The organism is Bacteroidales bacterium, assembly GCA_035299085.1.
Classification (GTDB): Bacteria; Bacteroidota; Bacteroidia; order Bacteroidales; family UBA10428; genus UBA5072.
The window spans coordinates 100,347-123,225 of sequence record DATGXG010000019.1; the positions used below are offsets into that span (position 1 = coordinate 100,347).

General features: G+C 43.4%; 18 protein-coding genes. 12 read left to right on the forward strand and 6 right to left on the reverse strand.

The features are described from left to right. Positions 1 to 2 precede the first annotated feature (2 nt). Positions 3 to 3,191 carry a two-component regulator propeller domain-containing protein gene (locus VK179_05625; protein ID HLO58198.1) on the forward strand — a complete coding sequence of 1,063 codons (3,189 nt, stop codon included), beginning with the start codon at positions 3 to 5 and terminating at the stop codon, positions 3,189 to 3,191. On the opposite strand, the gene dxs is transcribed toward VK179_05625, so the two are convergent. Next, positions 3,188 to 5,113, reverse strand: a complete 1,926-nt coding sequence (gene dxs / locus VK179_05630) for a 1-deoxy-D-xylulose-5-phosphate synthase (protein HLO58199.1) — start codon at positions 5,111 to 5,113, stop codon at positions 3,188 to 3,190. The genes VK179_05625 and dxs overlap by 4 nt on opposite strands. Positions 5,114 to 5,252: 139 nt before the next feature. On the opposite strand from dxs, the gene VK179_05635 reads away from it, so the two are divergent. From VK179_05635 to pyrH, 3 genes are all read left to right on the forward strand, one after another. Beyond that, positions 5,253 to 6,245, forward strand: a complete 993-nt coding sequence (locus VK179_05635; GenBank protein ID HLO58200.1) for an OmpA family protein — start codon at positions 5,253 to 5,255, stop codon at positions 6,243 to 6,245. A 71-nt stretch (positions 6,246 to 6,316) separates the two neighbouring features. After that, positions 6,317 to 6,880 (forward strand): ribosome recycling factor, encoded by a 564-nt coding sequence (gene frr, locus VK179_05640; GenBank protein ID HLO58201.1) that lies wholly within the window; start codon positions 6,317 to 6,319, stop codon positions 6,878 to 6,880. 181 nt (positions 6,881 to 7,061) lie between these two features. Then, the gene (gene pyrH / locus VK179_05645) at positions 7,062 to 7,775 is read left to right on the forward strand and encodes a UMP kinase (GenBank protein ID HLO58202.1); all 714 of its coding nucleotides are present in this window, start codon (positions 7,062 to 7,064) and stop codon (positions 7,773 to 7,775) included. A gap of 207 nt (positions 7,776 to 7,982) precedes the next feature. Here pyrH and tsf read toward each other — a convergent pair whose 3' ends face one another. The 4 genes from tsf to rplM all read right to left on the reverse strand — a co-directional run bounded on the left by tsf (position 7,983) and on the right by rplM (position 10,645). Next, a complete protein-coding gene (gene tsf / locus VK179_05650; protein HLO58203.1) occupies positions 7,983 to 8,807 on the reverse strand; it encodes a translation elongation factor Ts in 825 nt (274 codons plus the stop codon). Positions 8,808 to 8,827: 20 nt separating this feature from the next. Then, positions 8,828 to 9,706 carry a 30S ribosomal protein S2 gene (gene rpsB, locus VK179_05655; protein ID HLO58204.1) on the reverse strand — a complete coding sequence of 293 codons (879 nt, stop codon included), beginning with the start codon at positions 9,704 to 9,706 and terminating at the stop codon, positions 8,828 to 8,830. A gap of 94 nt (positions 9,707 to 9,800) precedes the next feature. Further along, on the reverse strand, positions 9,801 to 10,187 hold the full coding sequence (gene rpsI / locus VK179_05660; protein ID HLO58205.1) for a 30S ribosomal protein S9: 387 nt from the start codon (positions 10,185 to 10,187) through the stop codon (positions 9,801 to 9,803). A 5-nt stretch (positions 10,188 to 10,192) separates the two neighbouring features. Beyond that, complete coding sequence (gene rplM, locus VK179_05665; GenBank protein ID HLO58206.1) at positions 10,193 to 10,645, reverse strand: 50S ribosomal protein L13; 453 nt, start codon at positions 10,643 to 10,645, stop codon at positions 10,193 to 10,195. A gap of 164 nt (positions 10,646 to 10,809) precedes the next feature. Here rplM and VK179_05670 point away from each other — a divergent pair, with 164 nt between their 5' ends. Beyond that, the gene (locus VK179_05670) at positions 10,810 to 12,417 is read left to right on the forward strand and encodes an O-antigen ligase family protein (GenBank protein HLO58207.1); all 1,608 of its coding nucleotides are present in this window, start codon (positions 10,810 to 10,812) and stop codon (positions 12,415 to 12,417) included. On the opposite strand, the gene VK179_05675 is transcribed toward VK179_05670, so the two are convergent. Next, a complete protein-coding gene (locus VK179_05675) occupies positions 12,389 to 12,922 on the reverse strand; it encodes a hypothetical protein (protein ID HLO58208.1) in 534 nt (177 codons plus the stop codon). The genes VK179_05670 and VK179_05675 overlap by 29 nt on opposite strands. 198 nt (positions 12,923 to 13,120) lie before the next feature. Between VK179_05675 and VK179_05680 the strand changes: the two genes are divergently transcribed. The 7 genes from VK179_05680 (at position 13,121) to VK179_05710 (ending at position 22,843) form a co-directional block, all read left to right on the forward strand. Further along, positions 13,121 to 14,200 (forward strand): family 20 glycosylhydrolase, encoded by a 1,080-nt coding sequence (locus VK179_05680; GenBank protein HLO58209.1) that lies wholly within the window; start codon positions 13,121 to 13,123, stop codon positions 14,198 to 14,200. Further along, complete coding sequence (locus VK179_05685) at positions 14,197 to 15,363, forward strand: DUF5009 domain-containing protein (GenBank protein HLO58210.1); 1,167 nt, start codon at positions 14,197 to 14,199, stop codon at positions 15,361 to 15,363. The genes VK179_05680 and VK179_05685 overlap by 4 nt, the downstream gene beginning before the upstream one ends. 51 nt (positions 15,364 to 15,414) lie before the next feature. Further along, positions 15,415 to 18,531: a DUF2723 domain-containing protein gene (locus VK179_05690; GenBank protein HLO58211.1), complete on the forward strand. Its 3,117-nt coding sequence runs from the start codon at positions 15,415 to 15,417 to the stop codon at positions 18,529 to 18,531. Further along, a complete protein-coding gene (locus VK179_05695; protein ID HLO58212.1) occupies positions 18,531 to 19,139 on the forward strand; it encodes a polysaccharide deacetylase family protein in 609 nt (202 codons plus the stop codon). The genes VK179_05690 and VK179_05695 overlap by 1 nt, the downstream gene beginning before the upstream one ends. A 322-nt stretch (positions 19,140 to 19,461) precedes the next feature. After that, entirely contained in the window at positions 19,462 to 19,848 is a 387-nt protein-coding gene (locus tag VK179_05700) for a BlaI/MecI/CopY family transcriptional regulator (protein HLO58213.1), read from the forward strand. 11 nt (positions 19,849 to 19,859) lie between these two features. Then, a complete protein-coding gene (locus VK179_05705; protein ID HLO58214.1) occupies positions 19,860 to 21,107 on the forward strand; it encodes a M56 family metallopeptidase in 1,248 nt (415 codons plus the stop codon). An 86-nt stretch (positions 21,108 to 21,193) separates the two neighbouring features. Then, positions 21,194 to 22,843, forward strand: a complete 1,650-nt coding sequence (locus VK179_05710; GenBank protein ID HLO58215.1) for a M56 family metallopeptidase — start codon at positions 21,194 to 21,196, stop codon at positions 22,841 to 22,843. Positions 22,844 to 22,879 lie beyond the last annotated feature (36 nt).

Here is a 22,879-nt window from a genome sequence, read left to right on the forward strand (position 1 = left end):
CGATGATGCCAATGGTTATATTACAGGTCAAACGGCTGCCTTTACTGATTATTGCAGCGGTTTCTGGCATCGCAGGATCCGCACAGACGTACTTTTTCGATAATTACAGCACCCAGCAGGAATTTGAATCCAAAGTATACTGCATTGTTCAGGATCGCCAGCATTATGTGTGGCTTGGCACACCGGCAGGTTTATGGAGGTATGAGGGAAAAACTTTTACAAATGAATCACAGGCAAAAGGATTGCCTGATGGCAGTGTAAGAGCCCTATTTATCGACGACAATCAGAACCTCTGGATCGGCTATGAAGGAGGCGGTATTTTCAGGAAAACAGGAACCCGCTATGAACGTATTGCATCCCTCGATTCTGTTCTTAAATCAAATATTACTTCGATCAATGAAGATAAAGACAAGAGGCTCTGGATCACCTCAGAATCCGACGGTGCCCTTGTTATTGAGAATCCAGGTGCGCCTGTAAAAACACTGAAATATGAGCATTTTCTGAAAGGCAAAAGCCTGGGTGACCAGGTTTTCAACAGCACGGTTACATCCAACGGGAATCTCTATTTCATAACGAATATTGGCATCAAAAAATACAATAAGGAGGGACATAGGTTTGAAGTATTTAAGCCTACCGGCTTATCCACGTATTTCAGCATCTCCGTCTTTTATGAAGACAGTAAGGGCAATCTGTGGTTTGGTACCTATAACGGCGGTTTATCCAAAATGGACGCCCGGGATAAATCATTTACTTATTACGACACAGGTGACGGCCTGGCTTCGAATTGGATCACGGCCATTACCGAGGATAAATCAGGAAACATCTGGATCGGCCACTGGAAGGACAATGTAAATACCGGGGGAATATCCCGGATTGATCCTAAAGGTAACATACAGGTCTTTAACACCGGCAACGGTCTGCACGATGACCATATATGGTGCATTACGGAGGACCATGAAGGAAATCTGCTGATAGGAACCACTGATATGGGACTTGAAATTTTCAAGGGTGAAAAATTCGTCAGCTACATGAACACCCCCGGTGTGATAGGTAACCAGGTGAATGCCATTATAGAAAGTACACCGGGTGACATATGGTTCGGCACAAACCAGGGCATATCGGAATTTCACCGTGAGAAAGACAGGGCCACAGTAACGCAGATAAACCAGTCGAATCACTTTATCAGCAACCAGATACGATTCTTTAAGAAAGACAATAACGGAAATATTTGGATTGGCACCGGCGACGAAGGCGTGCTGCTTTATAACACCCGGAAACGCCAGTTCATATCGCAACCCGGCATCAATAGTTACATACCCTATTACCAGGTTCTTACTAAAGGAATTACAGCACTCGAAATTACAAATGACGGGCACTTATGGATAGGAACCATTGAGGGGCTTGTTGAATTCGATATTAACAATAACCGGTATGTGGCCACTTATACCCAGGGTAACGGAATTGCAGGCAATGAAATAAGCGCTCTTTACGCGGATACGAAGGGTTTGCTGTGGGTAGGTTCAGGCAAGAACAAAGGCCTTGCCCTGTTGAAGGACAGAAAATTCACAATTATCAAGCGACTTGGAGAGATCAGCCCATCCTGCATTACGGAAGACAGGTCAGGAAATATCTGGATAGGCACCGATTCTAAAGGCATTTATGTGCTGAAAGAGAGTACCGTGATTCATTACGGTATAGTCAACGGACTGCTTTCGAACCATATTAACCTGCTTTGCTGTGATGAGCACGACAATATATTTGCCGGTTCAAACCTGGGACTAAATAAGATTGATCAGCGAAACCAGAAAATCATTTCCTATACACGCAAACTCGGCTTTACGGGCATTGAAACCAAACCAAATGCCTGGTTTGCCGATGACAGGGGTTATATGTGGATAGGAACAGCCAATGGTGCTATGCGGTGCGACAGCCGGTTGCTTGCTGAAGAGGATACCATAAAGCCCGGTATCCGGATAACCGGAATTCTTATGAAAGGCGCTTCACTTGATAGCAGCAGCACAAGACGATTTTCAAGCACTGAAAATGATTTCACTTTTAACTATGCCAGCATCAGCTTTGCCAATCCCGAAGGCATTACCTACCAGGTTTTATTACAGGGATATGATGAAAAATGGCAGGATGTAAAGAATGAAACCAGGAAAATCTACAATAAACTGGCTCCGGGACGCTATATCTTTAAGGTAAGAGCAAAAAATGAATACGGGGAATGGACCCTGAAACCTGCCGAATATAGTTTCCGAATCCTGGCGCCTTTTTACAAACGGGGGTATTTTATCATTTCAGTCGTTCTGATCATACTGGCTTTCATTATCGTTTATATTAAAATTCGTGAAAGGAATCTTATCCAGGAAAAACGGGTTCTTGAAGCCAGGGTCAATGAAAGAACCCAGGCCCTTCAGGAAGCCAACCTTTTGCTTTCGATGAAGAACAAGGATATTCTCGACAGTATCACGTATGCCAAACGGATCCAGTTGGCCATTCTTCCGACAGAGATCCTGTTCGAGAAGACCTTTATTCTTTACAAGCCCAAGGATATCGTTAGCGGTGATTTTTACTGGATGAATGTGGCAGGCGGTAAAGAATTTGCCGCAGCCGTTGATTGCACAGGCCATGGAGTACCGGGTGCTTTTATGTCGTTCATCGGGTTTACCTCACTGAACAAGATCATCATTGAGCAGGGAATCTATAATCCTGCGGCAATACTCGACAGGCTGAATATTGAAGTTGCTGTAACCCTTCATCAGAAAGGTGAAGCTATTGTCAATGACGGTATGGATATTTCATTAATATGTTATTCCCCCGATACCGGAATCCTTGAATTTTCAGGTGCTTTTAACTCGCTCGTCATTATCAGAAACAAGGAATTGATCGAAATTAAGGCCGACCGGTTTGCCATCGGCCGCTCTACCGGTAATGAAAAAAACTTTACCAATCATACATTCAAGGTTGAAAAAGGCGATTCGGTGTATATGTTCTCCGACGGTTATGCCGACCAGTTCGGCGGCCCCGACGGGAAGAAATTCAAAACATCGACTCTTAAGGAGCTTCTCCGTAATATAAGCGAATCCGATACGGAAACCCGGTTAAAAATTCTTGACTCTGCTTTTGAGAACTGGAAAGGTAACGGAGAGCAAATAGATGATGTGCTTGTTTTCGGACGCCAGTTTTAACTTACTTTGGAAAGAACCCTCCGAGGGATCATAGATTTAATGGCTTCATAGATGCTGTCGGCATCAAACCCGCATTCTTTATAGAGTTCCTGCTGGGTACCATGGTCCACAAAGGTATCGGGAACTCCCAGGCGTTTTACATTGGCCTGGTAACCGTTGTCGTTCATGAATTCGATCACCGCGCTTCCAAATCCGCCTGCAAGCACGCCGTCTTCAACGGTGACAATATTTTTAAAAGTGCGGAATATACTGTGCAGGCATTCTGTATCCAGTGGTTTCACAAATCGCATATCCCAGTGTTCCGCTTCAATATTCTCGCTATCAAGACGGTCAAGTGCATCGCTGGTTAGGTTTCCGGCGTTCCCGACAGTCAGTACGGCTACTTCCTTCCCCGGTCTGATCATTCTTGCCTTACCTATTTCGATTTCACGGAAAGGCATCTGCCACTCATTATTCCGGCCTCTTCCCCGTGGATACCGGATAGCAAAAGGACCCTGATTTTTAAGCTGGCTGGTATAAAGCATATTCCTCAAATCCTGTTCATCCATGGGAGCTGCAACAATCATATTGGGTATGGAGCGCAGGTAGGCTAAATCGAAAATGCCCTGGTGGGTGGCGCCGTCGGCACCCACAATCCCTCCACGGTCGATACAGAAAACAACAGGAAGTTTCTGAAGGGCCACATCATGAATTACCTGGTCATAAGCCCTTTGAAGAAAGGATGAATAGATATTGCAATACGGAATAATTCCCCGGGCGGCAAGTCCGGCCGAAAATGTGACTGCATGCTGTTCGGCAATACCCACATCGAAAGCTCGGTCAGGCATCTCGTCCATAAGAAATTTCAATGAGCATCCCGAAATCATTGCAGGTGTAATGCCCACAATCTTATCATTCATCCTTGCCAGTTCGAGGAGTGTAATTCCGAATACATCCTGGTAAAGTGGCGGTTCGTGCCCATCTGATGCCGAAGGCACCAGTGCACCGGTGTTCCTGTCGAACTTACCGGGAGCGTGATATACTGTCTGATTCATCTCGGCCAGGGGGAATCCTTTGCCTTTCACCGTCATCAGGTGAAGCAGTTTTGGACCGGGAATGCTCTTCATGTCCTCCAGAACTTCAGCCACATGCAGCACATCATTGCCGTCGATAGGACCGAAATACCTGAAATTAAACGATTCAAAAAGATTACTCTGGTGCATGAGAATCGACTTCAGCCCGTTTTCGAGCTTCTGTGCATATTCTCTTGCATGAGGTGCTATTTTATTGATCTTGCCGAACAGGTGCCAGAGATCACTTTTAACCCGGTTGTAGGTGCGTGACGTAGTGATGTCGGTAAGGTATTCCTTGAGGGCGCCAGTGCCTGGATCGATTGAAATATTATTATCATTGAGAATGACAAGAAGATCGGTCTTTTCCATTCCGGCATTGTTCAATCCTTCGAAAGCCATTCCTCCTGTCATGGAGCCATCGCCGATTATGGCCACCACATTACGTTTTATGCCCTGCAGGCGGTCGGCAACAGCCAGTCCAAGTGCTGCCGAAATTGAAGTGGATGAATGGCCTGTGCCGAAAGCATCATATTCGCTTTCGCTCATCCTCGGAAATCCGCTGATCCCCTTGTACTGTCTGTTAGTGTGGAAGTTTTCCCTTCGTCCGGTCAGAATTTTATGGCCGTATGCCTGGTGACCGACATCCCAGATCAGCGCATCATGCGGCGTATTGTAAACGTAATGAAGTGCAACAGTAAGTTCCACAACACCAAGGTTTGCACCAAGATGACCCGGATTGGAAGCACAGGCATCAATTATAAACTGGCGCAGTTCATCGCAAACCTGCGGAAGCTTTTCTTTTTCGAGTGTTCGCAGGTCTGACGGGTATTTGATCTGGTTAAGTAGCAGTGATTCCCTGTTATCTTCCATCTTAAGGAAATGTCAGCCTTTAAAAGGGTTGTGGTTACAGTTAGTTTTCAAGGTCTCAAAGTTAATAATTAATTGGTTATTTAACTTGATATTGTGGCTGTGCGTAGTAATTTAGGCTTGTTTTAATGTAGAATTGAATATGAGGAAAATTTCGTGTTTCTGTGTAGTGGCGCTCATTGCCTTTTCATGTGTTCCGCCTTCGAAATTCAAGGCTTTGCAAAAAGTTAATGTGAATTGTGAGCAGGAAAGAGATGATCTGAAAGCTGCCAATGAAAAACTTACTGTTGATAATACCGAATTAAATGCACGCCTCCTGAGGGCAGATAAACAGCTTGCAAAAGCGGGTGAGGATACTGTAAGGTGGCAGGATGAAGTGACTCGCCTTTCCAGGGAAAACATGATGCTTTCAAGGGATTACAACGATCTTCAGCAGGCACAGCAGGCTTTGGCAAAAGGCAGTGAAACAGAGATTAAACGGTTAATGAATGAATTGCAGGCTTCGCAGAAAGATCTCCAGCAGAGAGAAGCCGACCTGAATAAGCTTTCCGCTGACGTAAATGCACGTAAAACGGAGCTTGACAGGGTTCAAAAGGAACTTGATCAGCGAAACCAGCGACTGACTGAACTTGAGAAAGGGTTGGAGGAACAGCAGGCATCTGTGGCCGAATTACGTAAGAAGGTTTCTGATGCCCTGCTTGGTTTTGAGAACCAGGGTCTGACGGTGACTCAGAAAAACGGTAAGGTATATGTTTCTCTTGAGGAGAAGCTCCTGTTTAAAAGCGGAAGTACCGTGGTAGATCCCAAAGGCATTACCGCTCTTAAAAAGCTTGCGGGAGTGCTTGAACAAAATCAGGATATCAATGTCATGATTGAAGGGCATACGGATGATGTGCCGGTAATTGCCGGTTCAAACTATAAAGATAACTGGGACCTGAGCGTTTTACGGGCTACAAGCATCGTGCGTATTTTACTTGACGGAACAGGGATTAACCCGAAACGACTGACAACAGCAGGCAGAAGCCAGTATTTACCAGTTGATCCGGCAAAAACCGCAGAAGCCCGTCAGAAGAACAGGCGAACAGAAATTATCCTTTCACCGAACCTTGAAGAACTCTATAAGTTAGTAGAATAGGATTTTCATAACATTTGGCATTTTAAAATCAATATTTTAAATTTGTTACCGTTACTCAAAACCGCTTAACAATGGAAGAAGAAGCACGCTTTTGTGTCGAAATGGCGCAGGAAAAAATGGATAAGGCTATAAAACATCTCGAGGATGAACTTGTGCATGTCCGCGCCGGTAAAGCAACTCCTGCAATTCTCGACGGTATAACCGTGGATTACTACGGGGCTGTGACACCGCTTGCCCAGGTATCCAATATCGGAACACCTGATCCGAAAACCATTGTTATACAGCCCTGGGATAAATCAATGCTACAGGTAATTGAGAAAGCCATTTTGTATGCCAATATTGGTTTGACTCCCAATAATAACGGCGAGATCATCCGACTGAACATACCTCCGCTTACCGAAGAACGCCGCAGGAACCTTGTAAAACAGGTTAAAACAATGGGCGAAAATACAAAGGTAAGTATCCGCAATGCACGCCGTGATGCCAATGAAGAACTGAAGAAACTTCAGAAAAACGGATTGCCCGAGGATGTGGAAAAGGAATGTTTTGATGAAGTGCAGCAGGAGACCGACTCCTCAATTGCCAAGGTTGATGTGATCGTTACCGCCAAGGAGAAGGATATTATGACGGTTTAGTGTCACCCTGAGCGGAGTCGAAGGGTTTTCGCTTCGCAAGCTCAGCGACCAGATTTTTTAAATAACAGGCATGCCTTCGGCAAGCTCAGTCATGCCGCTCAATATCCAGTATCAAGTATCAAGTATCCAATATCCAGCATCTGATACCAGTCACCATTCACTAATCACTAATCACTACACCATGTCACTCAAATACAAACGCGTACTGCTCAAACTCAGTGGTGAAGCCCTGATGGGAGATAAAAAATCAGGCCTGGACGAGGCAATCCTTGAGTCGTATTGCAGGCAGATAAAGGAGGTGCAGGACCTGGGAGCCGAAGTTGGAATCGTAATCGGGGGAGGAAATATTTTCAGGGGACTTTCAGGCCTGAAATCAGGATTTGATCGCGTGACAGGTGATTACATGGGTATGCTCGCTACCGTGATAAACGGACTGGCTTTGCAGACATTTATCGGACAGGCAGGCGGTAAGGCACGGGTACTTACGGCAATTGAGATGCTTCCCGTTGCAGAACGGTATACAAAAACACTCTCAGAAACATTACTTTCCCAGGGCTATGCCCTGATCTTCACTTTTGGTACCGGTAACCCGTTTTTTACAACCGATACGGCGTCGGCATTAAGAGGGGTTGAAATAGAAGCCGAAGTAATTTTAAAAGGTACCCGGGTGGATGGTGTCTATACCGCCGATCCTGAAAAAGATCCTGCTGCTGTTAAATACAAGGATGTTACATTTGAGGAAGCTTACAACAAAGGTCTGAAAATAATGGACCTCACAGCTTTCACCATGTGCAGGGAAAACAATGTACCTATAATTGTTTTCGACATGAATACTCCCGGGAATCTTAAGAAGCTGCTGCAGGGCGAGGATGTGGGGACACTGATTCATAACTAAGAACATCCAGTATCACTCTTTGCGATGCCATGCCTGTGCGGGCAGATTGCTTCGTAGACAGGCAATCCGGTAATAATCAAAGATTTATCACGCTCCTCGCAATGACGAGCTTTTGCAGCATCCAGCATCCAGCATCCAGTATCCAGTATCTAATAAAAAAGCCGTTCCTTTTGAGAACGGCTTTTTTAATTTCAATTTATTAAATAATTACTGGTTAAGCGAATAGCGCATAAAACCGGTAACTTTTACGTCTTTGTCCACTTCCTGGAGATATTGCCTTACGGTTTTGGTGCTGTCTTTTGTAAATTCCTGGTTAAGCAGGGTGCTTTCCTTAAAGAACTTGTTCAGCTTGCCTTCGGCAATCTTATCCAGCATGTTTTCAGCTTTTCCTTCGTTGCGTGCCTGTTCACGGCCAATTTCCTTTTCCTTTTCGATAACTGAAGGAGGAACATCAGCTTTATCAACAGCAACCGGATTCATAGCGGCAACCTGCATGGCAATGTCGCGTCCGACTTTTACATCAATTGCTTTGCTTAAGCCAACCAATGTTGCAAGACGGTTTCCCGGGTGAATGTAAGGAACAACCTGAGCAGCTTCGATCTTCTCATAATAAGAGAGTTCAAGCTTTTCACCAATGATACCGATTTGTTCGGTAACCCGTTCGCCAATGCCCCGGCCGTCGAGCTTAATGTTCTTAAGCGCTTCAAGATCGGCAGGCTTATTCTGAACGGCAGCATCAAGGATACTTTCAGCCAGTTTAATGTAATTTTCATTCTTGGCTACAAAGTCGGTTTCGCAATTTAATACGATGAGTGCACCGAAAGTTGCATTGCTATTGGTTTTTGCTATAACAACACCTTCCATTGCATCACGATCGGCTCTTTTGCTTGCTACAAGCTGTCCTTTTTTGCGGATAATTTCGACTGCTTTTTCAAAATCGCCATTTGACTCTTCAAGCGCGCTTTTGCAATCCATCATGCCGGCACCTGTCATTTTTCTGAGTTTGGCGACTTCTGCTGCTGTAATTGCCATAATTTCTTATTTAATCGTTATTAAACTTCTTCTTCTTCCTCTTCTTCTTCCTCAATTTCGACATTCACGCCTTTCTTGGCAGGAGCTTTAAGAGCAACCGTTTTATGTGCGCCTCTTCTTTCCTGTTCTTCATCGAAATCCTCATCACCTTCTTCGACATCCCCCTTATCGCCCTTCTTGCCTTTTACATCGCCTTCTTTCTCACGTTCCATCTTGCGTTCATCGAGGCCTTCCTGTATGCTTTTGCAAATAATTTCGAGAATGAGAGAAATCGATTTTGATGCATCGTCATTTGCCGGGATCGGGAAATCCACCAGGTTAGGATCCGAATTGGTGTCCACCATGGCAAAGATCGGAATATTCAAACGGCGGGCTTCGTGCACGGCAATGTGTTCCTTGCTGATGTCAACAATAAACATGGCAGCCGGAAGCCTTGTAAGATCGGAGATACTGCCCAGGTTCTTCTCAAGTTTGGCCCGTTGACGGGACACCTGCAGTTTCTCACGTTTTGAGAGGTTATCAAAAGTACCATCGGTGGCCATCCTGTCGATGGATGACATTTTCTTTACAGCCTTACGGATTGTCGGGAAGTTGGTGAGCATTCCGCCCGGCCAGCGTTCCGTAACATAAGGCATATTAATTATTTTCACCTGTTCGGCTACAATGTCTTTAGCCTGTTTCTTGGTGGCTACAAACAGGACCTTGCGTCCTGATTTGGCTATATTTTTTAGCGCTGCTGCAGCTTCCTCAAGTTTTACCAGTGTTTTCTGTAAATCGATAATATGAATACCCTCTTTCTCCATGAAAATATAAGGAGCCATAGCGGGATTCCACTTTCTTCTCAGGTGACCAAAATGTACACCTGCATCCAATAATTGCTGAACTGATGTTTTAGGCATGTTTTAAATTTGTTTACGTTCTATAAAAATCAATTGATGAGTAGCCAGCTCCACTGAGTCTCATCAATTTAGATACTAAACCAGATAAGAGATACTAACGCTTGCTGAACTGGAATCTTCTCCTGGCGCCGGGCTGACCGGGTTTCTTACGCTCAACCTCACGGGGATCCCTGGTGAGCATCTTATTACTCTTAAGGGCATCTTTGCTCTCGGGCTTAACAATTGTCATTGCCCTTGCAATAGCCAGACGCAATGCTTCGGCCTGACCCTTAATTCCGCCACCCTGAAGATTTACGGTAATATCATATTTATCAGCAACTTCGGCAATGTTCAATGGCTGAAGAACAATATACTGAAGCTGTTCAAGCGGGAAATAATTCGCTAATTCGCGATCATTAATAACAATTTTGCCTTTGCCTTCTTTTAAATAAATTCTGGCGACTGCACTTTTTCTGCGTCCAATGGCATTAACTATTTCCATACTTGTTATTTGTAGTTTAATTTAAGTTCTTTAGGTTGCTGTGCGGTATGAGGATGCTCGGTTCCGGCATATACATAAAGGTTGCCGTATATCGCATTACCCAGCCTGTTGCGGGGAAGCATCTTCTTTACAGCAGTTTCAATAATACGGGTCGGATCAATAAGAGCCATATCATGCGGAGAAGTAATACGCTGTCCTCCTGGATAACCTGTATGCCGAACATATTCCTTATCGGTCCATTTCTTACCGGTGAGCCTTATCTTTTCAGCATTTATGATAATAATATTATCTCCACAATCTACATGGGGAGTATAGCTGGTCTTGTGCTTTCCCCTGAGAATGCTGGCTACCTGTGAGCTCAGTCTTCCCAGTACCTGATTCGTGGCATCCACTACAAACCATTCTTTCTGAACAGTAGCATTATTTGCAGAAACCGTTCTATAACTCAGTGTATTCACGTCGTTTGTTATTGTTAAATTTCGCTGCTTATTATATACTTTACCCTTAAAATAGGGAGTGCAAAAATACAATTTATTTTAATTTTACAAGATATTTTCAGATTTATTTTCTTATGAATCACTAACCCTGTATTCATTATGAAGCGGTTGGAAAAAATCAAGATATGAATTATTCTGCAGGAAGGGAACCACTTCACAGGACTGTATATTTGTTCGGACTTGCCCTGCTTGTCAGCTGTCTGCCCCTTTCACGCTACCTTTTGAGTATTGCGCAATTCACAATTGTTATTAACTGGATTGCAGAAGGAAATTTTAAGAGGAAGTTCTCAATCCTTCACAAGAACCCTGCCATTTTGCTTTTCGCCTCTGTATTCATTGTATATGCTGTCGGATTACTTTACAGTGAAGATCTTAAAACCGGGTTTGAAAAGATTATCAATACGCTTCCGCTCTTAATACTGCCCCTTGTGATAGGTACTTCGAAACCTTTGAGTACAAAGGCTTCGAGAAGATTATTGATCCTTTTCACAATTGCCGTTTCAGCCGCTTCAATGGTTTGTTTTATCCGGTATGCTGGTTACGGACTTCCCCCAGGAGCGGATTTCAGGGAAATTTCGGTTTTTATGTCCCACATCCGGTTTGCTCTTCTTATTGATATGGCTATCGCTATTTCGATTTATTATGCAATTCGAAAGCATGGGGATGAACCCCTGTCGGTTTTACGCTCACCCTGGTTTTTTATAATACTATCCGTATTCCTGACCGCCTTTCTATTTTTTCTCCGCTCTGCAACCGGGATTGTTATATTCTTCATTATCCTGGGCGTTTTTGGTGTTAACAGGGCTTTCCACTCTAAAAGCAGATTTATACGATATAGTATTTTAGGAGCTACAACCGCATTTTCATTGACGGCTGTGCTAACTGTGTACTTTACCTGGAATAGGAATTTTAGTCCGAAACCTTTCAACCCTACCCGGCTTAAGGATAAAACAGCAAATGGCAATTTGTATACACATGATATAGAAGCCGGAATACTCGAAAACGGCAATTATACCTGGCTTTATATTTGCGAACCGGAACTGGAAAGGGAATGGAACCGGCTAAGCCCGATTCATTATGATGAGTTTGACCACAGACACCAGGCCATCCGTACCACTATAATCCGGTATCTGACTTCAAAGAACCTTACAAAAGATTCAGCAGGGATTCATCATTTGAGCCAGGCAGACCTATCAAATATTGAAAAAGGACTTGCCAATTACAGGTTTTCTGAACACCCCGGCATCCGGCAAAGGCTCTATGAAACTCTTTATGAAATCCATATCATAAGAAAATCAGGATTTGCCGAAAGCCATTCGCTGGGCCAACGATTACTTTTTTATAAGGCGGCGCTCCCTGCTATAAAAGAGAGTTTCTGGTTTGGTTACGGTACCGGGGACGCCTACAACATTATGGCAAACCAGGCAAGATCTGAAAACCTGGCGATTGACAGTGCATGGAAAGGAAAACCGCATAACCAGTTCCTGTTCTTTCTGCTGGCTTTCGGAATCACAGGATTTTTATGGATCGTTTTCAGCTGGGTGTATACAGTGATCTTTTCGAAAGCATACACCCAACTGCTGTTTAATCAAATGCTTCTGATAACAGGAATTTCAATGATGGTGATAGATACGCTTGAATCATACGACAATATTGTTTTCTTCTCCTTTTTCTTTTGCCTGTTTGCTTTTAATTATGGGGATATTACTTCTTATAATGAAAAGATGATATAATATCGTCGAATTCCGGTTTAGCCCTTGGATATGCAGTATCAACGGATACAAATGTAAAGTTGTAACCAAAATCGTTGGCAATAAAGAAATACCTTTCGGTTACCATTCCAACGGTATCTGTATCCGAAGCATGGAAGTACTGTTTAAATTCATGCGATACCATTTTCATGAAATCGGTAGCATCTATAACAGTGTCTGTAACATATGTAAGTGAGTCATAGGGTGTATCTGTCTGAATTTGTTGCTTCAAAGTAGCAAAATATACTGGCAGGGTATAACCGGGTATACTGTTTTTAAAAATCACAAGCGCCTCGGCCATTGTATCCTGCTGGTCCACCGGGTTACGGTGTGCCTCATATATATAACCAATATCATTGTAAACGTAGCCTGACCAGTTATCGGGAAGTGACAGATCAAAATCAAGTTCCGTTTTTTCATCTTTTTTGCACGATGTAAAAAGGCTAGCTACAACAAGTAAACTCAGAACTATGTGATACTTCTTCATATTATTGGTTTTTTTAAGTTTCAGAAATATTTCGGCGCAAAGGTAATACAATAATATATGGTGGCAAACTTATAAAATACGAGTTACCAACACGGGAGCAGACGAAAATGGTTATCTTTAAAAATGAATACATCTTTTACAGGATGATCGAATCTGAAAAAAGGTTGCGTCTGGTATACAAATTCAATAATTACGTCTATGAAAAATAATATCCTGTTTTTATTCGCACTATCTTTCTTTTATTTAATCCCGATCCAAACACCCTGTCAGTCCTTACCTGTCCGTGGATTCAGCATCGGTGCACCAGCCAGAGAAAATCTCGGTGCTTTCATTGATTTTATACATAACGGCCTTGCATCCAGGTCAGTAAATACGCTGATTCTTCAAATTGATTACGGTTACCGGTTTAAATCGCATCCTGAACTAAGCGATAGCGGAGCACTCACCCATTCTGATATTAACAAGATAGTAAAAGCTTGTGAAGAAGAACATATTCGTTTGATTCCCATGATTAACCTGCTGGGTCACCAGTCGTGGGCCGGAAAAGTCAACAACCTCCTCAGGGTCTACCCACAGTTTGATGAGACTCCATATGTAAAGATGCCTGAAAACTATGTATGGCCGAATGAAGAGGGACTATACTGCAAAAGTTACTGCCCGCTACATCCCGATATTCATAAGGTGTTATTTGATGTAATTGATGAAATTTGCGATGTCTTTCAGTCGGATGCCTTTCACGGAGGCATGGATGAGGTTTTTTATATAGCCCACGACAGTTGCACAAGGTGCTCGGGTAGCGATCCGGCAGAACTATTTGCAGGCGAAGTAAACCTCATAAGGAATCATCTGGCTGAAAAAAACAGGGAACTGTGGATTTGGGGCGACAGGCTTATTGACGGGAAATCAACCGGCATGGGAATGTGGGAGGCAAGTATGAACAATACGTTCAGGGCAGTTGACCTGATCGCAAAAGATGTTTTCATTTGCGACTGGCATTATGAACGACCTGACCAGACAGCAGTATATTTTGCCATGAAAGGACTCCGTGTGGCAACATGTCCCTGGAGGGACCCTGAGGTGGCTGTAAAGCAGGCCCGTGACATGGTGAAGTTCAGGGAACATTCAACTCCGGAAATGAAAGACCGCTTTTGCGGCATTATTCAAACCGTATGGTCATCGCCTGACCAGTTTCTGAAAGAATATAACAGCACTGAAAATAAGAACAGTGCAGCCGCCAGCTTTAAGGCTGTATATGAATATATGAACAGCCTGAAATGAAGAACCGCATTGTTTCAATTGATATATTCAGGGCGCTCACAATGCTCCTGATGATTTTCGTGAATGACTTGTGGACTCTGCATGGCATACCGGGTTGGCTTGAACACACTGAAGCTCATGAAGACGGTATGGGTCTGGCTGACATCGTTTTTCCAGCATTTCTTTTCATCGTCGGACTTTCAATTCCTTTTGCGATTAAAGCCCGCCTTAATAGCGGAGATTCAAAACAAAAAATCCTGATCCATATAGTGAAACGATCACTGGCGCTTATTGTGATGGGATTTTTTATGGTGAACAGTGAAAGTTTAAGTTCCTCGTTTTCTCCCCTGTTTCGCACGCTCTGGGAGGTTTTTATGATTGTGGCATTTATACTGGTATGGAATCAATATGACAAGGAAAAGATTTCTCCTATGTTCAGCCTTCTGCTCCAGATAGCCGGTATTGCATCACTTATTCTGCTGGCAGTGCTTTATGTGGGCGGACCACCTGAAAACCTTCACTGGATGCGCCCTGGCTGGTGGGGAATCCTGGGCCTAATCGGCTGGGCTTATTTATTGTGTTCCTTATTATACCTTTTCAGCGGGGGAAAAACGACAATCATTCTCCTGGCAGTTCTTGTATTTTATGGTTTAAATACACTTGAATTCATTCATCTTAAAGGTGTTCCTCATTTCCCCTTTATTGTAAGCTCATCCAATCATGCCCTTATCATGAGTGGTGCATTAGCTACCAGGCTTTATCTTGGCACCCGCGATTCCAAACCGGTAAGGTTTTTACTTTATTTGTGGACTGCGGCAATTGTACTTTTTGCTTTTGGATATGCTATAAGACCGTATTGGGGAATTTCAAAAATACTCGCTACCCCTTCATGGACCTCTATTTGTGCTGCCATAAGCTTAATCTTTTTCAGTTTAATTTACATCCTCACTGATTTAAGCGGGAAAGTGAGAACAGCCGGATTTATCAAACCCGCCGGTACCAATACGCTGACCTGTTATCTAATTCCCGGATTGGTTTACCCGGTTTTATGGCCACTCCAACAGATGCTGCCGGTTGAACTGCTTACCGGTTTAGCGGGTATAATTAAATCGGTACTGTTTGCATTTGTCATTGTTTGGATCACAGGTTTTCTTGAAAAAGCAGGGGTTAAACTGAAAATTTAATGTTTCAACTTTTTTCGCTTATTTCGCATTGTCTATTTTAAAACATTATTCATGAAAAACTACAGGCTTGTCAATATTATTGCCGGTTGGGTAACATTTGTTATTGCTGCAATTGTTTACCTTTCAACTATTGAGCCTTCAGCGAGTTTCTGGGATTGCGGTGAATTCATTTCATCGGCTTTTAAACTTGAAGTGGGCCATCCCCCGGGAGCCCCGTTTTTCATGTTGCTTGGCCGGTTCTTCACACTGTTTGCCGGTGACCATCTGACCCGTGTTCCGGTAATGGTCAATTCAATGTCTGCCCTTTTCAGTGCCGCCACCATCCTTTTCCTTTTCTGGTCGATCACTCACCTTGCTAAAAGGCTTATTGTCCGCGAGAATGAAATGACAACCGGTAACCTGATTGCCATTATCGGCAGCGGCCTTGTAGGCGCCCTTGCGTACACCTTTTCCGATACGTTCTGGTTTTCGGCCGTTGAAGGTGAGGTTTATGCCAGTTCATCGTTGTTTACTGCCATTGTTTTCTGGGCTATCCTGAAATGGGAAAATGTGGCTGATGAAAAACATGCCAACCGGTGGCTGATTTTTATTGCGTATATGATGGGCCTTTCAATCGGTGTGCATTTGCTGAACCTGCTTGCTATTCCGGCTATCGTGCTCGTTTATTATTTTCGCAAGTATCCGGTTACTAAAGGCGGCCTGTTTAAAGCACTTGGCATATCGGTGATTATCCTGGGCGGCATTATGTATGTGATTATTCCGGGTGTGGTAAAAATTGCTTCGATTTTTGAACTTCTTTTTGTTAATTCATTCGGTCTTCCCTACAATTCAGGAGTGCTGTTCTATGGTATCCTGCTTATCGGTCTTATCGTTTATGGTCTTTGGTATAGTGTAAAAAAAGGAAAGGCGCTGCTCAACACAGCTATTCTTGTTGTTACTGTAATTCTTATCGGATATTCGTCCTATGCATGCCTGGTCATCAGGTCAGCTGCTGAAACTCCAATGGATCAGAATGATCCGGAAGACCTCTTTTCACTGCTGTATTACCTGAACCGGGAACAATACGGCGACAGGCCCCTGTTATACGGACAGTATTTCAATGCACCGGTTACCGGGACAAAACCGGGAAGTCCTTATTATTACAAGGAAAACGGGAAATATGTTGAGAATGATTTCCGTATAAAATATAATTATGACAGCCGCTTTACAACCATTTTCCCACGTATGTACAGCAGCGACGATGAAGGCGGGCATATAAGTGCCTATATACAGTGGGCCAACCTTAAAGAAAGCGATCTTTTTCAGCCCAGGCTTGACAAGAACGGGCAGCCGGTAAGGAATAACGAAGGAAAAATTGTGTATGACCATTCGAAAGCCAGGAAAAAACCTACCTTTTTTCAGAATATCAGGTTTTTCTGGAAATACCAGGTAGGACACATGTATTTCCGCTATTTTATGTGGAATTTTTCCGGACGGCAGAATGATATCCAGGCTAACTATAAAACGGAAATCAACAAGGGAAACTGGATTTCCGGTATTCCTTTTATCGACGAGGCTCGTATAGGTAACCAGAAAAGCCTGCCCGATGAAATGAAAAACAACAAAGCCCGCAACCGGTATTATATGCTTCCGCTAATACTGGGTCTTGCCGGTCTGTATTATCAATATAAAAAAGACAGGAATAACTTCAGGGTAACGATGATGCTGTTCTTTATGACCGGACTGGCCATTGTGATTTACCTGAATCAGAGCCCTCTACAACCCCGCGAACGCGATTACGCTTATGCCGGCTCATTTTATGCTTTTGCTATCTGGATCGGACTGGGTGTGCTGGCAATTTATGATGGATTGAAAAAAGTGACTCCGGCGACTTCAGCCGCTACACTGGCCACTTTGAGCTCCCTGGTAGCTGTACCGTTTGTGATGGGAAAAGAAAACTGGGATGATCACGACCGCTCAGAACGTTATGCAGCAAGGGATTTCGCGTATAACTACCTGAACTCATGTGACAAAAATGCGATATTGTTTACGAACGGGGATAACGATACCTTCCCGTTATGGTATGCACAGGAAGTGGAAGGAATCAGGACCGATGTGCGTGTGATGAACCTGAGCTACCTGGCTGCAGACTGGTATATCGAACAGATGCAGCGGAAAGCTTATGAATCCGATCCGGCTCCGTTCAGCCTGACACCCGATAAATACAGGTCGGGTAAGCGGGATGTGGTATATATTATTGACCGTCTTTCGGGTTACCGGTCACTGCGTGATGTGATCGACTTTGTGGCCAGTGACGATAAGCAAACAAAAAGCCTGCCTGACGTTAGCCAAAATGTGGATTATATTCCCACTCCCCGGTTTTTTATACCTGTAGATACGGCCATAGTGCTGCATAACGGCATGGTGCCGCCTTCTAGAGCTAAGGATGTGCTTCCCCAGGTGGCATGGGAACTTGAACCAAACAGGGAATATATAACCAAAAATCACCTGATGATCCTGGATATGCTGGCTACAAATAATTGGGAAAGACCTATATATTACGCCATCACGGTATCAGATGAAAATTACCTGAACCTGAGCAATTATTTTGATATGGAAGGACTGGCTTATAAAATTGTTCCTTACCGGTCAGAAGGCGATATGTTCAGTAAGAGCGGTATCAACACCGACAAGATGTATGATAATTTTGTGAATAAATTCAAATGGGGAGGTGTTGAAAAACCCGGTGTTTATCTCGATGAAAATATTACCCGCATGCTTGGCAATTTCAGGAATAGCTTTGCACGACTTGCGATGCAGCTGATTGCTGAACATAAACCCGACAGCGCCCGTAAGACCCTGGATAAATGCCTTGAGGTAATTCCCGAAGAAGCAGTGCCCATGAATATATATAATCTTCTGATGGTGCAGGGTTATTACCAGGTGGGTGATACGGTAAAAGCCAACACCATCGCGGATAAGATCAAAAAGAATACCTACCAGCAACTTGATTACTTTGTAAGCCTGGGGAAAGAATACAATAATTACCTTATGTATGAAAAGAGGGTGGCCTTTTACACACTTGATGAAATCAGGAGGATGGCCACCGAATTTAAACAGCCCGATCTTGCAAAGGAAATGGAAGCGAAGATGCAGCAATACGCATCCGCAATGAGCCTGCCGATGTAATGAACCTCGTAAAAATACCCGGCGTTCTCAAAAAGCTGTTTCCGGCTATAACATGGGAAATCCGGACAAAAGATCCTGTTTTGTACCTGACCTTTGATGATGGCCCGACCCCCGTTATCACAGATCAGGTACTGGGGGTTCTTGAAAAATATAATGCCAAGGCAACCTTTTTTTGCATCGGACGCAATGTGGAACGTCATCCCGGTATATATGAGAATATTCTGAAAGCCGGACATTACACAGGTAATCATACCTACAGCCACCTGAAAGGATGGTATACTCCTGATAAGGAATATTACAGCGACATACAGCTTGCAGCTCAGTTTATAAACTCCGGCCTTTACCGCCCGGCTTATGGCATGATCACCACGGCACAGCTAAAGCATCTGCGGGCAACCTATCAAATTGTACTATGGGATGTGATGAGCTATGATTTTGCTTATAACACATCCCCTGAACAATGCCTCAAAAATGTGATCCGATACGCCGGCCCCGGTTCCATCATCGTTTTCCATGATTCATTGAAAGCTTCTGAAAAGGTACTCTATGCGCTGCCAAGGGTGCTGGAGTATTTTAGAGAAAAGGGGTATACGTTTAGGACGATTTAGATATCTGACTACAAAAAAAACATAACGCAAAGATCAATTTTACTACGATTGAGGGTTCCGGCTCTTATACGTGTTCTGACTAATATATTGCTGATTTTAAGGTAGCAAAGCCCGCAAAGGCCTCAAACCTGCGGTTTGTGGTGCTTTGCGGCCTTTGCGTTAAACCGCAGGTTTCTTAATTGAAATTGCATTAGATGAAATAATAGCAACAATACCTTTTTTAGTAAACTATTCCTTTGCGTTTATTGATTTAAAAAAAAACTAATGATTTAGTTGCATAACTAATTTTTTAGTTATATATTTGAATTGAAATTTCAACATCATGGCAAAAAAAGAGGAGATAACAGAGCTTACCCGGGCAGAAGAAGAGGTAATGCAGATATTATGGGATATCCAAAAGGGCTTTGTAAAAAACATCGTTGAAAAATATCCCGACCCTAAACCGGCCTATAATACAGTATCTACGATTGTCCGTATCCTTGAAGCAAAAGGATTCGCAGATCACACGGCCTACGGAAAAACCCATGAATATTTTCCTATTGTGCAACGGGATGAATACCGGAAGCAGTACCTGAATAACATGCTGAAAAGCTATTTCGGAGGTTCATTCCGCCAGATGGCTTCTTTTTTTATAAAACAGGAAAAGCTTGACACCCGGGAACTGGAGGAAATCCTGAAAATGATGAATAAGGAATTGGGCAATAAATAAATGACCGGATCATGACACCGTTTTTATTTTACCAGCTGAAAACAGGTTTGTGCCTGGTCTCCTTTGTTACGCTTTATTATATTCTTTTCCGCAAAGAAACTCACTATAGGTTAAACAGGATCTATCTTGTTTCTTCACTTGTTTTATCATTCATCCTGCCGCTTCTGCCGTTTCCTGAATTTAAAAACCTGAAAGAAGGAACAATGACCACTTTCCTTCAGACAGTCACCATTTATGCGTACAATGCCGGAAAAGAAACTACTGTTGAAAAGACTCATACATCATTAATTTCAACTGCCTATTCAGTTGTTGCCATGGTGTCGGCTTCGTGGATAGCCTGGCAATTACTTAATATGATCTTCCTTATTTTAAAAAGAGGATCCATAGCGCTGGGTAATTTCAGAATTATATCCCTGCCCCGGCGCTCCCTTTCCTATTCCTTTTTTAACCTGATATTCCTGTCGGCTTCAGAAAAAGAAGGAGAAAGCGACCAGGTATTAATGCATGAAATGGCCCATGCCCGGCAATTCCATTCTCTTGATATATTACTGATACAGATTATTAAAATATTTCAGTGGTTCAATCCATTTATCTATTTGGCTGAAAAAGCATTGCAAGAAACCCACGAGTACCTGGCGGATGAAGCTGTATTGGAGCAGAACAACGATTCCGGCAGGTACAGGCTGCTCCTGCTTACCCAGGTTTTTGGGGTTCAACCCGGGATTTTTAGTTTGTTCAATTACTCACTTTTAAAAAAGCGTCTCTTTATGATGACAAAAGAAAAATCCCCCGACCGCAACCGGTTTAAATACCTGGCTGCGTTGCCTCTGATCATGGCCATATTGATTGTGCTCAGTTGCACAAAAAATCCGCCGCCACCACCGCCGCCACCGCCACCGCCTGTAACTGAAACAGAAGTTACACAGGTTTCAGATACTTCCAAAGCCTTTACGATAGTAGATGAAAACGCAAAATTTCAGAACGGCTCCCTGGAGGAATTTGGTCAATGGGTTCAGAAAAACATGGTATATCCTGAATCCGCTATTAAAAACAGCATTTCAGGTAAGGTTATGGTACAGTTTGCAGTGGATAAATTCGGAAAAGTGGCAGATGTAACGGTTGTCCGCAGCGCATCACCCACCTTGAGTGAAGAGGCCATCAGGGTAATACAGTCATCGCCCGAATGGACCCCGGCCAAACTTGGAGGGAACAGCGTTAAACAGCAATTCGTGATGCCGGTAGTTTTCGCATTGAAGTAAGTACATTCAAAATATACGGGGACAAGGTTTTCCTTGTCCCTCATTGGGTTTGATAAGTAGGATTCAGGTAATATAAAAACGTGAATATGACTCCCTTTTTGCTCTATCAGATCAAGGCCGGATTCTGTATCATGGTGTTCACCGGCATTTATTTCCTGCTTTTGAGAAAAGAAACATTTTATGCGGGAAACAGGATTTACCTGGTTATTTCGGTCATTCTTTCAGCTCTGTTGCCATTGATCCGGCTACCACTTTTGCCGGCTGAAGGAGGGACAATAATTAACGGTTTTGAGGGAGCCGCAAATATTGATAATTTACCCGCGATAAAGCCTGAATCACCGACACATCAAATACCTGTTCTTTATATAGTTTACATTGCAATAGGTGTTTTGCTTCTAAGCCATCTGTTTTACCAGTTTTTTAGAATGATGCTGATCGTGAAAAGAAACGGAAGCATAAGGCTTGGAAGATTTATAGTAGTTTCTCTTCCGATTAAATCTCATTCATTCTCCTTCTTCAACCTTATATTCATAGCATCGCCCACACCGCAGGAAGGAGAGAACGACCAGGTACTGCAGCACGAAATGGTACATGCGCGTCAGCTACATTCCCTGGATATCCTGATCATTCAATTTTTCAAAATATTTCAATGGTTCAATCCATTCATATACCTCACTGAAAAAGCCATGCAAGAAACCCACGAGTACCTGGCGGATGAAGCTGTATTGGAGCAGAACAGCGATTCCGGCAGGTACCGCCTGCTCCTGCTTACCCAGGTTTTTGGGGTTCAACCCGGGATTTTTAGTTTGTTCAATTACTCACTTATCAAAAACCGACTCAAAATGATGACTAAACAAAAATCCCCGCACCGCGCACAGCTTAAATACCTGGTTTTACTGCCACTGATCGCGGTCATGCTCTTGCTCAACTGCACCAATAAAGAAGCTGAGGAAACACTTACCCAGGAAAACGAAAAAATCTGGGTTGGAACACCGCCTCCTCCAACCGGAAATATTACTCCCGACGAAGCCAACGCCGGAATCGATCCTTCAAAGATCACCGATGAGGATTCAACTTTTATCATGGTCGATCAACAGGCTCTTTTTCATGGGGGTGATTTAGAGAATTTCAGGGACTGGGTGCAGAAAAATGTAAAGTACCCTGAAAGTGAAATAAAAAGAGGAAATTCAGGAAGAGTAACTGTTCAGTTTGCCGTGAATTCAAAAGGGAAAGTAAGTATGGTTAAGATTCTGAAAGGAGTTTCACCTGCAATTGATGAAGAAGTGGCACGGGTTATTGCTTATTCCGACGACTGGACACCGGCCAGTTATAAAGGGTTCCCGGTAAAACAGCAGTTTGTAATGCCGGTGATTTTTGAGTTGGAGAATGGTGTAAAAAGTACAGCGGCAAATGAAGAACAATCTTATATTTTTGTCGAAAAACAGGCCGCATTCCAGGGCGGAAACCTTGAAACATTCAGGGACTGGGTGCAACAAAACCTCCGTTATCCCGAAACTGCTGCTAAAAACGGGATATTCGGAAGAGTAACCATACAGTTTGCTGTCAATTCGGATGGGAAAGTATGTGATATAAAAATCATTAGGGGAGTTGCACCCTCCCTTGATGAAGAAGCCGTCCGCACCCTGCAATCTTCGCCGTTATGGATCCCGGCCGAACAGGAAGGAAAACACGTCAAACAACAATTCGTGATGCCGGTTGTATTTTCATTGGAATAGCTTCATACTATGCTAAGCGTAATCGAACCTTTTTTA